This window comes from Blastococcus aurantiacus, from assembly GCF_900102425.1.
Lineage (GTDB): Bacteria > Actinomycetota > Actinomycetes > Mycobacteriales > Geodermatophilaceae > Blastococcus > Blastococcus aurantiacus.
The window spans coordinates 502905-515054 of record NZ_FNBT01000001.1 but is presented as its reverse complement, the minus strand read 5'-3'; the positions used below and the strand labels follow the sequence as shown (position 1 = coordinate 515054).

General features: G+C 72.1%; 11 protein-coding genes. 7 read left to right on the top strand and 4 right to left on the bottom strand.

The features are described 5' to 3' along the window. Positions 1–192: 192 nt before the first annotated feature. Together BLS70_RS02460 and BLS70_RS02455 are read left to right on the top strand one after the other, a co-directional pair. A complete protein-coding gene (locus BLS70_RS02460; RefSeq protein WP_091763895.1) occupies positions 193–957 on the top strand; it encodes an EcsC family protein in 765 nt (254 codons plus the stop codon). 210 nt (positions 958–1167) lie between these two features. Then, positions 1168–1848: a DUF8548 family protein gene (locus tag BLS70_RS02455; RefSeq protein ID WP_218122237.1), complete on the top strand. Its 681-nt coding sequence runs from the start codon at positions 1168–1170 to the stop codon at positions 1846–1848. Positions 1849–2751: 903 nt separating this feature from the next. Here BLS70_RS02455 and BLS70_RS02450 read toward each other — a convergent pair. Next, the gene (locus BLS70_RS02450; RefSeq protein WP_091763893.1) at positions 2752–4131 is read right to left on the bottom strand and encodes an ADP-ribosylglycohydrolase family protein; all 1380 of its coding nucleotides are present in this window, start codon (positions 4129–4131) and stop codon (positions 2752–2754) included. Between the two features lie 17 nt (positions 4132–4148). Continuing rightward, a complete protein-coding gene (locus BLS70_RS02445; RefSeq protein WP_091763892.1) occupies positions 4149–5177 on the bottom strand; it encodes an NAD(P)-dependent alcohol dehydrogenase in 1029 nt (342 codons plus the stop codon). A gap of 125 nt (positions 5178–5302) precedes the next feature. Between BLS70_RS02445 and BLS70_RS02440 the strand changes: the two genes are divergently transcribed. From BLS70_RS02440 to BLS70_RS02430, 4 genes are all read left to right on the top strand, one after another. Then, complete coding sequence (locus BLS70_RS02440) at positions 5303–6967, top strand: CocE/NonD family hydrolase (RefSeq protein ID WP_091763891.1); 1665 nt, start codon at positions 5303–5305, stop codon at positions 6965–6967. 128 nt (positions 6968–7095) lie between these two features. Continuing rightward, on the top strand, positions 7096–7266 hold the full coding sequence (locus BLS70_RS20645) for a hypothetical protein (protein ID WP_176946242.1): 171 nt from the start codon (positions 7096–7098) through the stop codon (positions 7264–7266). Between the two features lie 158 nt (positions 7267–7424). Then, positions 7425–8429, top strand: a complete 1005-nt coding sequence (locus tag BLS70_RS02435; protein ID WP_143030324.1) for a GGDEF domain-containing protein — start codon at positions 7425–7427, stop codon at positions 8427–8429. 179 nt (positions 8430–8608) lie between these two features. Further along, on the top strand, positions 8609–9694 hold the full coding sequence (locus BLS70_RS02430) for a ScyD/ScyE family protein (protein WP_091763889.1): 1086 nt from the start codon (positions 8609–8611) through the stop codon (positions 9692–9694). A 47-nt stretch (positions 9695–9741) separates the two neighbouring features. On the opposite strand, the gene BLS70_RS02425 is transcribed toward BLS70_RS02430, so the two are convergent. Continuing rightward, positions 9742–10842, bottom strand: a complete 1101-nt coding sequence (locus tag BLS70_RS02425; RefSeq protein WP_091763888.1) for a transglycosylase domain-containing protein — start codon at positions 10840–10842, stop codon at positions 9742–9744. Positions 10843–10929: 87 nt separating this feature from the next. Next, on the bottom strand, positions 10930–11448 hold the full coding sequence (locus BLS70_RS02420; protein ID WP_091763887.1) for an HAD domain-containing protein: 519 nt from the start codon (positions 11446–11448) through the stop codon (positions 10930–10932). A gap of 140 nt (positions 11449–11588) precedes the next feature. Here BLS70_RS02420 and BLS70_RS02415 point away from each other — a divergent pair, with 140 nt between their 5' ends. Further along, positions 11589–12149 carry a sigma-70 family RNA polymerase sigma factor gene (locus BLS70_RS02415; RefSeq protein ID WP_255362181.1) on the top strand — a complete coding sequence of 187 codons (561 nt, stop codon included), beginning with the start codon at positions 11589–11591 and terminating at the stop codon, positions 12147–12149. Position 12150 lies beyond the last annotated feature (1 nt).

The following is a 12150-nucleotide window of genomic DNA, read 5'->3' as shown; positions in this document are numbered from 1 at the left end:
GCGTCGCCCCTCCTGGGTGGTACGTGTGTCGCAGGGGTGCGGGTTGCGCATGGGACGGGTGTTGCCTCGTCGTGTCGCTCGGCCAGGAGGGATGCCCCTCCCGAGGGTCGGTCGGCGGGGCCTGCCCTTGCGATGTCGACGACTCCCTCTAGGCTCCGCCGCTGAAGACGACCTGCCCCGAGGAGTTCCGATATGCCTGCACGCCCGGAAGCGTCGAACGACGAGAATCCTGGACTCGTCAAGGCGGGGGAGAAGCTCGTCGAGCAGCTGCTGACGCTCGGGATCAACGGATTCGGCCCCTTCAAGAGCGCAGCGGAGTCGGCGGCGGAAGCGCTCCAGGGGCGCACTCCGCAGCAGGCAGTGAAGGCGCTCATCCGCAATCACGTGGCGGTTGCAGGAGCTCAGGGCTTCGTGACGAATATCGGTGGTTTCGTGACCCTGCCCGTCGCGCTGCCTGCCAACATCGGCGCCTCCTACCTCGTCCAGACGCACCTGGCCGGCGCCATCGCGGCCGTCCACGGGCACGACCTCGAGGGCGAAGAAGTCCGTTCGACCATCCTCCTGTGCCTCGTCGGCAACGCAGGATCGGAAGTGCTGAAGCGATTCGGCGTCACCGTCGGAACCAGGCTGAGCCACAGTCTGATCAAGAAGATCCCCCTCGCCGTCCTCAGGGACATCAACAGGCGGGTCGGCTTCATGCTCGTGGCCAAGTACGGCACCAAGAGGGCGGTCGTCACTCTCGCGAAGGGCGTGCCCCTGGTCGGTGGCGTCATCGGCGGCGGTGTCGACGCAGTGGTCACCCGAACCGTCGGCGCCTTCGCTGACAGGACGTTCTCGCGCGATGCGGAAGGCGCGGTGGCCGCTCCGCCTGCCGCCGGCGAGTCGGCGGCGGATGCGAGCGCCGTCATCGTTGCGGATGCCGTCATGGATCCGGACGGTGGCCTGGCTGTCTCGTAAGACCCCCGAGCGGTTGTGGCCCGCGTGCAGCTCGAGGCCACTGATCAGTTCGGCACCCGAAGCGGTGACGCCGCTCTGCACTTGCTCGAATCTGTCGTTACGAGATGGCAGGGTTCCGATCGGCCCCGGCAGTCGCGGCCGAGTAGGACGGGGAGATGCGCAGCGATGACGTCGACCACCCTCTTCGGGGTCTCAGTCCCAGGTGACAAGGTGACGGGCATCGCCGCGGCGGTGGCCGAGCTCAACCCGCGACCTCGGGGACAGCGGTGGTCGAGCCTCTCCGCATGCGTGCTCGATGCGGTGTGGAGCATCGGTGCTCGGTATAACGCCGTGGTGGGGCCGCTCGTGCACCGGGTGCTGTCCGAGGGGGCCAGTGGCCCACTCCTGACGCCCGGCCCTCCCGTCGAAGATGTGTATCCGTTGGATCGCTTCGCGGACCGGTTTCCGGACGAGGAAGCCCTGCTGGCGGTGGCGCAGAACCGCCAGCGGACCTCGACGCGCAATGGGATCACCAAGGCTCAGGCTGTGCTCGGGTACGTCCGCGTGCTCCGGGATCACGGAGTCGACGACATCGCTGCCGCCAACGTCGCGATGTCCTCGCCGCCTCTGCTGGCGTCGCTGGACAAGGGGCTGTACCGCATCCGGGGCGAAGGAAAGTACGGCATCCGTCGGGGCTACTTCTGGATGCTGTGCGGCGACGACGCCCGGGTGAAGCCTGACCGGATGGTTCTGCGGTGGCTGGAACCCCATGGCGTTCGCGATCCGCACGTCGCCCAACAGCTGCTCATCGACGTCGCGGCTTTCATGACCCGTGAGGGATCGACGCCGGTGACGCCGTGGGAGGTCGACCACGCCATCTGGCTGGCTGCACGCAACGGGACGTCCGCGTGACGGCCGCCGAGCGCCCAAGGCTCCAGCGAGAGCAGGTCTAGGTGGCCACGGCCCATCACATGCTTGACGACGTAATGGCCAGCGTCGACAACACGTACCAAAGCGACGCAGCAAGCAACCAAGCGACCGCCGCAGCCCCGAGCCTGCGCTGGAGATCCGCAGAAGTTGATGGGGGGCCAGGGCTCCCGTCGTCTACAGCTTGGGGTGGGCCGCGGCGACATCCACGACGTGTCGAGCGTGGAAGGGCGATGACGGGCTCGGCGTCGGGGGAATGGCTATGAGCCGGCTCGACCATGGCCGTCCGATGTTCAAGGCCATCGACGCAGGAGGAGGGGAGCGCATCCGCACGATCGCCGAGGAACTGCGCGGATCGACTGGCTCACGTACGAGTGCGAAGGCGCTTCCCTGTCGATCCTGTCGTGCGGTTCGACAGCTAGTGGATGGGGCGTGTCGCGCATGCCGCGTGGACAGACAGCTGATTGCCTCCGCCAACAGGCAGCTGCGGCCGAGGAGAACACACAGGGCAAACGCGCAAGGACGACTCAAGTCCGTCGAGGTAGTCCCGAGCACGATCGACAAGGCTGCGTTGAGAAGGCAGATCGACGAAGCGCGCGCTCGCATTCAGGCACGGCGGGCTAAGAACGTAGGAGCGCAGACCTCAAGTATTGCCGGAAAGATGAGCCCGACTGCGAGCCGTCCGACTGGGCGGGCAGAGAATCGACCCCATATCGGGCAGTCCAAGACCGGTTCGGCGAAGCCACCCACACGGCGGGGGGTCGTCTGCCCTTCCTGCTTCACGGAGATGCCCCTCACCAGTGAGTGCGCCTTTTGCTCCTGAACATCTCGAGCGCGGTTGACTGCGACTGCACCGCCCTGGGCGCCACCTCCGGTGGCGGCTCCGGATCAGCGAGATCGCTCTAGGGCGGCGGTGAAACTGGCGTTCCACAGGCCTAGGTGGGGCCAGCGTGCTGCGACGTGCGCGGTCGCCTCATCGGCCGTCATGCCCTCGGTGCGCATCAGCCAGGCCCGCAGCACCAGGCCGGTGCGGGACGCGCCGCCGTGGCAGTGCACCAATAGCCGGTAACCCTCGGCCTGCAGCGCCGCCATGTCGTCGAGAACGTCCGCCAGTACGACGTCCAGGTCGCTGTTGTGCTCGTTGTCGGCGACGTATGCCATCCGCTGCAACTCGTGCTCGAACGGCTCGCCCAGCCGGCACAGCGAGATCACGGCGAAGTCCTTCTCGCTGTACCGGGCCCCGTCGAGGTTGGCTGCCCAGATGCCCGGCAGCACCTCTGCCGGCCCGATCCGCGGGATCACGCCCGGGTCGTAGCTCTGCTGTACGCCGCCGTCCAGCGCCGCAGCCAGCTGCTGCAGGTTGGCCAGCCGCCACACCTTGTCGCCGTGCCCAGGCACCCGGCCGTGCACCACCGACGCCCACCGGCTCGGGATACCGCCCATCCCGTACGCCGCGCCGGCCAACCCGCCGGCCACGCACGCGACTGTGTCCGTGTCCCCGCCCAGATCGACGACCAGCCGCAGCACCTCGGCGAAGTCGCGCCCGTTCCGCAGCGCCCACACCGCGGAACCGAGCGTCGGCCACACCGCGCCGTTCAACTCCGTCGCCTGATCAGGCGTCCAGTCCTCGGCCAGTACGAAGGCCCACCGCTCGCGGTGCTCCTCGGGCACCCAATCCAGCGCAGCAGCAACCGCCGCCAGGGGGTCGCCGCCGTCCAGCGCCACGCGCATCAGCTCGTGGAAGATTGCGCAGCCCTCGCCGGCCGAAGGGTCGCCGTGCGTCAGCGCCGAGATCCGCCGCGCCGCGTCCATCGACGCCGCCCTTTCGAACCGGGAGAACCAGATCGCGGCCGGCGTCGTCCGCATCAGCGAGCCATTGCCCGCCGCGTGGCCGGACGACGCGAAGTGCGCGGCCGCCGCCTCGTCCCACGGCAACCCTGAGCCCAGCACCGCCCGCGTCTGGTTGCCGATGTCCGGCGGTCCGGCCGCTGCCCACTGCGTGAACCGGTCGAACACGTCCGCCAGGTCCAACCCGCCGGCAGAGACCAGCGACCCGGCCAGCATCAGCGCCATCTGGGTGTCGTCGGTGAACTCGCCCGGCTCCCGGTCCAGCGACCCGCCGCCGCACATCTCCGTCCTCGACCCGCGCGCGGGCACCGGGAAACGCCGGGAGAACTCGCCAGCGGGGCCGAACTCGAACGGCGCCCCCAGCGCATCGCCGACGGCCGAGCCGACCAGCGCACCGGCCACCCGGTGCGAGCGGTGCATGGAGGTGGAGGGAAAAGTCAAGGCACGACCACCGCGCGGCCGCGGATCGTGCCCTCGTGCAGCTTCCGGTAGGCCTCCGGCGCCTCGTCGAGCGTGTACTGCTCCACCTCGACGTGGATCGCCCCCGACCGCGCCAGCTCCAGCACTTCGAGCAGCTCCGACCGCGTGCCCCAGTACGGCGCCCGCACGCTCGCGCCCATCGGCGTCGAGAAGAAGCCGGCCGCCAGAGTCCCGCCGCCGATGCCGACGATCTCGATGCGGCCGGCCTGGGCCACCGACTGCCGCGCGATCTCCAGCGTCGGGGGAGCCCCCACGAAGTCGAACACCACCTGCGCACCCACCCCTCCGGTGAGCTGCCGGATCGCCGCCACCGCCGAGTCGTCCGAGTGCAGCGCCCGGTGCGCCCCCACCTCGCGGGCCAGCTTCTGCTTCTCCTCGTCCACGTCCAGCGCGATCACGGTCGCCCCGGTGATGGCCCGCAGGATCTGGATGGCCACGTGCCCGAGCCCGCCCACGCCGATCACCACCGCCGTCGACCCCGCCGGCAACGACCCCAGCGACGAGACGATTGCGTGGTACGGCGTCAGCCCGGCGTCGGTCAGCGACACCGCGGCCACCGGGTCCAGGTCACCGAGCGGCACCAGGTGCCGGACGTCGTCGACGATCAGGTACTCGGCCAGCGCCCCGGGCGCGCCCAGCCCCGGCGGCTGGATGCCCAGCGCCGACGCCCGCGGGCAGTAGTTCTCCGCCCCGCGCGCACACGCGTGGCAGGTCCCGCAGCCCCACGCCCCGTACACGGCCACCGAGTCACCGACCGAGACCCCGGTCGCCCCCGGACCGAGCGCGTCGACCACCCCGACACCCTCGTGGCCCAGCGTCATCGGCAGCGGGAACGAGCCCTCCGGCAGGCTCATCACGAACTCGTCGGAGTGGCACAGCCCCGCGGCTGTCACCTTCAGCCGCACCTGCCCCGGGCCCGGCTCCGGCGTCGGGATCTCGACGACCTCGGGCTCGCTTCCGACCGACCGGTACTGCACCGCGCGCATGCCAGCTCCTCCGCAGGACGACGTCGTCCCGACCCTAGGGCCCCGCGCCGACGGGCGAACCGTCGCAGCCCGCCGTTAGGGTCCCGAACGCTCGCCGTCCCGAGCGCTCGCGACCTGGAGGAACCGTGCCCGACCCCACGCCGCTCTCGCGTCCGGCTCGCCTGGCCGCCGCCGCCATGAGCCGCCGGTGGAAGCTGCCCGCCCCGCTCACCCCGGTGCAGGTGCTGCGCGACCAGGACGTCCCCATGCGCGACGGCGCCACCCTCCGCGCCGACGTCTACCTGCCGACCAGCACCGGCCCGCACCCCACCGTGCTGCTGCGCTCGCCGTACGGCCGCGGCCCGGGCTTCGCGCTCACCATGGCCGTGCCCTTCGCCGCCCGCGGCTACGCCGTGGTCATGCAGAGCGTCCGCGGCACGTTCGGCTCGGGCGGGGAGTTCACGCCGGTCGTCAACGAGGAGCACGACGGGCACGACACCGTCGTCTGGCTCCGCGAGCAGCCCTGGTTCGACGGCCGGCTCGCCACCCTCGGTCCCAGCTACCTCGCCTACACACAGTGGGCGCTGGCTCTGGACCCGCCGCCCGAGCTCAAGGCGATGGTGCTGCACATCGGCCCGCACGACCTCGCCCAGGCCGGGATGATCGACGGCGCCTTCCAGCTCACCAATCTGGCCATCTGGACCGAGCTGCTCGCCCACCAGGAGCGGGTCGGCTGGCTGCGCGGCATCGTCCGGCTGACGACGGCGGAGCGGCGGCTGGCCCCGCACTTCGGCGTGCTGCCCCTGCAGGGCCTGGCCGAGCGCTTCGGCGGGAACCCCGCGCCCTGGTTCGACGAGTGGCTGGCCCACCCCGACCTGGACGACCCCTACTGGGACCGGTACCGCGCCACCCCCGCCGTGCACTCGAGCACGGTGCCGGCACTGCTCATCGGCGGCTGGCAGGACTGGTTCGTCGAGCAGACGCTCTACCAGTACGCCGTCCTGCGCGACCGCGGCGTCGATGTCGCCATGACCCTCGGCCTGTGGACGCACCTCACCATCGACGCCGCCGTGACGGCGCCGGAGAGCTTGGCCTGGCTGAACACCCACCTGCCCGTGGACGGCGCCCCGCCGGCCGAGCCACGGCCCGACCGGGTGCGGGTGCACGTCGGCGGCGCGCGGACGTGGCGCTCGATGCCCGACTGGGAGCCGGCCACCGACGAGCGCACCTGGTACCTCGGTCCGGACGGGCGGCTGGCGGAGGACGCACCCGCGACCGGCGAGACCACGTTCACCTACGACCCGATGGACCCCACGCCCTCGGTCGGCGGCCGGATGCTGGCCAACAGCGCCGGCCAGCGCGACAACCGGGAGCTCGAGGCGCGCGACGACGTCCGCACCTTCACCACCGGACCGCTGCGCAAGCCGGTCGAGGTGCAGGGCGGGGTGCGCGTGCGGCTCGTCGTCGAATCGGACAACCCCTACGCCGATCTCTTCGTCCGGCTCTGCGACGTCGAGCCGAGCGGGAGGTCGCTGAACATCACCGACCGGCTCGTCCGGCTCGACCCGGCGCCGGGGGAGGAGCCGGTGACGGGGCAGCGGACGGTCGAGCTCGCCCTGGTCGAGACGGCGCACCGGTTCCGCGCCGGGCACCGCATCCGGCTGCAGGTCTCCGGCGGCGCGCACCCGCGCTACGCCCGCAACCTCGGCACCGGCGAGCCGCTCGGTGAGGCCACCCGCGGCGTCCCCACCACCCACCGGATCTGCCTCGGCGGCGCGACGCCGTCCTCGGTCACCCTGCCGACCGCCTGACGGCCGTGGGGGCGGGCGACCTGTCGAGATGTCGACTCCTCGACACCACCGGCCCCGTCCGCCCCACCTGGCCGTGACGCCTCACCGAGGTCCGACGCCGAGGCGTCCGGGCTCCTTACCGTGGGCGCGTGGCCAAGCACTACGTCGATGAGACCGCTGAGTTCAAGATGCCTTCCCTGGGGCGGCACGCCGGCCCGGACACCGGTGAGCTGGAGCTGACCCAGCGGTTCGACCCCGGGTTCGCACCCCGCCGTCCTGCCGTCCCGAACCCTGCGCGCCGGGACGACGACGCGCGCTGACCCCCGGGGTAGCGCGCCCCTCGTCGCCACCCGAGAACCGCAGCCCGCTCAGCTCTGCGCGGTCCCGGATGGACCGCGCGCAGCGAACTCACCCGAGCGGGTACATGTAACGCCGTGACGCACTCAAGCGGGACGGCCGATCTGCCGACCACGTACAGGTGAGCCGGTCCGCAGCCCCCGAGGTGGCGACGACGCGCGTCATGGCGCGGATCCTGGCCACCTTCTTCGCCTTCGGCGGCTCGGCCGGGCTGCTCATGTGCCTCGACGTCGAGCCCGGTGCCCGCCGGACGGTCCTGGCCGCCCTGGGAACCGTGGCACTCGTCGCGGCTGCTGTCGCCGGGCGGTGGGGTGCCCGCTGGCGCCGGTCGTACTTCCACGGGGCGGTGGGTGCGGCGACGGCCCTGATCGTCAGCGCGGTGGCCCTCGCGCCGAACCCGGTCACGGCCATGGCCGCCGCCTTCCTGGTCACCTTCGTCGTCGTCGACGCCCACTTCTTCTTCTCCGCACGGCAGGCCAACGCCCACCTGGGCATCGCGGTCGTCGGCATCACCGTGGCGCTGATCGCCGGCGACGTGGGCATCGGCACCGCACTCGGCTACGACCTCGTGCTCGTCAGCATCGGCACCGTCATCCGCCAGCTGGTCACCCTGGCCTCCAGTGCCAGCCGTGACCCGCTGACCGGGCTGAGCAACCGGCGCGGCTTCGACCAGGCGCTCGAGGAACTGATGGCCGAGGCGGCCCGGACCGGCGAGCCGCTGTCCGCGGTGCTCATCGACGTCGACCACTTCAAGGCGGTCAACGACACCTACGGCCACGAGGAGGGCGACCGGGTGCTGCGCCGGGTCGCCGAGGTATGGCAGCGCGAGGTGCCCGACGGCACCTTCCTGGCCCGGCACGGCGGCGACGAGTTCTCCCTGCTGCTCCCCGGCATGCGGGCCACCACGGCGCTCGCCCTGGTCCGGCGGGTGTGCGCCGCCAACCCCGAGGTCTCGCTGTCCTGCGGCGTGGCCCAGTACCAGGCCGGCGACAGTGCCTCCCAGCTCATGCGCAGCGCGGACCGCGCCCTCTACGACGCCAAGATCCTCGGGCGCGGTCGCGCCGAGCTCGTCGGCGAGTCCGCCCGGCCGGCCGACGCAATCACCCGGACGCCCCCGCGCTCCTGAGCAGCGGCCGTCATCCGCGTTCCGGTCGACGGTGCCTCCTCTCCGTGAGCAGCCCGTGCACAGGTGGCGACGGCGCACGACGCCTGCGCACGAGCGGCGACGGAGCGCGCCCCGCGACGCGCGGTCGGCTGGGAGTTTCGCCGCGTTCTCGGGGGATCTCGAACGCTGAGGAGAGACGCATGCGGAACATCAGGAAGGCCGCGGTCGCGACCGCGGTCATGGCGCTGGTGATGGTGTCACCAGCGGTGGCGAGCGCCGACGACAAGCGCCGGCACGGAGGCGGCCCGCCGGTCAGCACGGTCGCCGGGGGCCTGGGCGGCCCGCGCCAGCTGAGCGACTACGAGGGACATCGGCTCGTCGTGGCCGAGTCCGAGTCGGGCGAGGTGTCCTCGGTCGACCTGCACAACGGTCGGGTGCGCACCCTGCTCACCGGCCTGGGCAACGCCCAGGGCGTCGACGCTGCCAACGGCCGGTTGTACGTCGCCGTGGGCGAGGAGATGGGTCCCCCCACCGGCGGACCCAGGACGGCGCTCGTCGAGGCCAAGCCCAACGGGCACGTCGTCCGCTCGTTCGACCTCCTGCAGTACGAGCTCGCCCACAACCCGGACGGCCAGTCGCAGGACGTCGGCGAGGAGGCGGACACCCTCTCCAACCCGTTCGCGGTCCTCGCGCAGCGGAACCGTGTCCTGGTCTCCGACGCCGGTGCGAACGCCGTTCTCGCCGTCGACCTGCGTCGCGGGAAGGTCAGCACCTTCTTCGTCCCGCCGACGGTCACCGACACCCCGGAGTGCCGGACCGCACCGAACAACGGGGGCACGTTCGGCTGCGACTCGGTCCCGACCGAGATCACCGAGGGCCCCGGCGGGCTGATCTACGTCGGCACGCTCGGCTCCGAGGCGCCCGGCGCCGCGCGGGTCTACGTCCTGACCCCGTCGGGCAAGGTCATCCACGTCATCAAGGGGCTGACCGGCATCACCGGCGTCGCGGTGGACCACCGCGGGACCGTCTACGCCTCGAACGTGTTCGCGGGTATGCCCGAGGGCGGGCCGGGACCCGGCCTCGACCCGAGGACGATCGGCGAGGTGACCAGGATCCCGGTGTGGGGGCCGCGCTCCACGGCGAAGGTGACGATGCCGACCGGCCTGGAGTTCGAGAACGGCAAGCTCTACGCCTCCGCGTGGAGCGTCGCCGGCTTCCTCGGCATGCCCGGCCGCGGTGAGGTGCAGCGGATCGAGGACCGCGCCTTCAGCGTGCTTCCGCGCTGACGGGCGAGCACGGCGGTCGGTGCGCGGATCCCGCGCACCGACCGCCGTCAGGCGGTGCCTTCCGCGTCGATCAGTTCGGTGACCTCGTCCGGGGGTGAGCTGCAGTCGTCGCCCGACGGCTCCTCGTCCGACGCGTCGCCCTCGATGCCGACGTCCTCGACCGGCTGGGTGCCCAGCCGCTCCAGGTGCGCCGGCACCCGCGCCTCGGCGTTGAGCACGTGCGAGCGCGACAGCCAGCCCAGGCCGTCGTCCACCTCGAAGTCCATGCCGCCACCCGGTGCGCGCTGCACGTGCCCGGGGGAGGGGAGCAGCCCGACGATCCGCACCGCCTGGGCCTGTGTCAGGTCGGCCGGCGAGACGTCGAACCAGTACCAGGAGGCCGCGCAGACGCCGTAGATGGTCGGGCCGAACTGCGCGTAGTTGACGTACAGCTCCAGCATCCGGCGGTCGTCGATGAGCGCCGCGACCTCCACCGACAGCAGCGCCTCGACGCCCTTGCGGACCGCGCTCAGCTCCTGGTTCAGGAAGAGGTTCTTGGTCACCTGCTGCGGGATGGTGGAGCCGGAGGTGTCCTCCTCGCCCGCCATGTGCGCCTGCGCCCGCTCCCACAGGTCGCCCCACTCGAAGGCGCCCGCGCGGGTGGGCAGTGCGGAGTCCTCGTGCGCGATCACCGCGGCCAGGAACGTGCGGGACACGTGCTCCACCGGCACCGACTGCTGGATGGCGCCGTCGGGGTTGGCGGACATGAAGGCCGTGGTCGGCGGGTCGACCCAGCGCAGCGAGAGCACGACCAGCGCCTGGACGACGGCGAGCACCGCCAGCACCTTCGCCACCCGGCGCAGCAGCTTCCGCCGGCGGGGGCGCCCCGATCGACCGCCCCGGCGACCGGGCTCCGGGGCAGGCGGGAGGGGCGGCTGGGGCGGCTGGGGCGACGGCGGGCGTCCGTAGCGGTCGTCGACCGGGGGAGCGCCGTACCAGTCGTTCCCGGCCGGCGGCGGCCGATCGAAACGGGGATCGCGGACGGGGCGGCCGTACTCGTCGAAGCGGAGCGGCTCGTCCGCCTGGGGTGGGCGGGCGCTCGGCGGCGGGCCGGCGGGCGGCCGGCGGAACCGTCGGGTGGCTCGGCGGTCCGGCTCGTAGGAGCCCATGAGGCGCTGCTCCTCTGGTCGGGTTCGGGTCGCCAGGCTAGGTGGGCAACCTGTGAGAGCCGCTGTGCTGCGCGGCCGGGGTGGGGGTCAGTCGGTGGGGTCGAGCCAGGCCTCGATGCGGTCCAGTTCGGCGTGGGTCAGCCCGCGCGTGTAGTGCGGGGCCACGACCAGCACCTGCCCGTTGGCGGCCAGCCAGTCGCGCGTGTCGTCGGCCTGGTCGGCGAGGTCGTCGTCCACCCAGACGATCCGCCGTCCCGGCTCGGCCTGGGCGACCGCTCGCGCTGCCGCCAGCTTCCACCAGCCGGAGGCGCCGCCGAGCGCGCCGCCGAACCCGGTGGGCAGCAGCTCGCGGCTGTGCGTGCGGAGCCCGCGCGGCAGCTGCAAGGGCTCGGCCAGCAGGCGGTCGGCCATCTCGGTCCAGGTCGTCAGCCACTGCAGCTCCACCCGCCCGGCCTCGTGCATCGCGCGCAGCCGGGCGAGGACGGTCGGGTCCCACGACAGCACGTAGCCGTTGAACCGCCCGCGCTCCCAGCCCTCCGGGAGGTCCGGTCGCACCGCGTTCAGCACGCCGTCGACGTCGAGCAGCAGGACCGGAGGAGGAGTCACGAGGTCGTGCCTACCCGGCCGCCGGCACCCGGAGTCGCTGCGTCGCGGTGCGAACCGGTGCGTCGAGCAGAGATCACGCTTGGGCCTCTTTCGGTTTGCACAATTGAATCGTGTAGCAACTACATGGTGTGACCCACACGGTGGATCGGTCCGACACAGCGGCCGACACGTCCTTCGCCGACCTGCTCGACCAGTACACGGCCCGCGCCTGGGCCCTCGCCCGCCGGATCCTCGGCGACGACCGGCTGGCCGAGGACGTCGTCCAGGAGGCATTCCTCGCCTACTGGCGCAATCCCGCGGCCTACGACGGGACGCGGGGACCCTTCGGGTCCTGGTTCCTCGCGCTCGTGCACCACAAGGCGGTGGACGCCGTCCGGCGCGAGGAGTCGCAGCGCCGCCGGGTGGATGCGGCGGCGCAGCTGGCGGGTCAGGACACTGTCCGCGACGTCGCCGAGACGGTGGCCGACCGGATCACGGACCTGCGCGTGCGCTCCGCGCTCGAAGCGTTGCCCCCGCTCCAGCGCGAGGCGCTCGTGCTGGCCTACTGGGGCGGGTACACCCAGCGCGAGATCGCGCAGCGCACCGGAGCCCCGCTGGGCACGGTGAAGACGCGGATGTTCACCGGGATGCGCCGGCTCCACGAAGGTCTCCACCCGGTGGGTGCGCCGTCCGTCGTGGCACCGCGGGTGGCCGGCGGCTGAG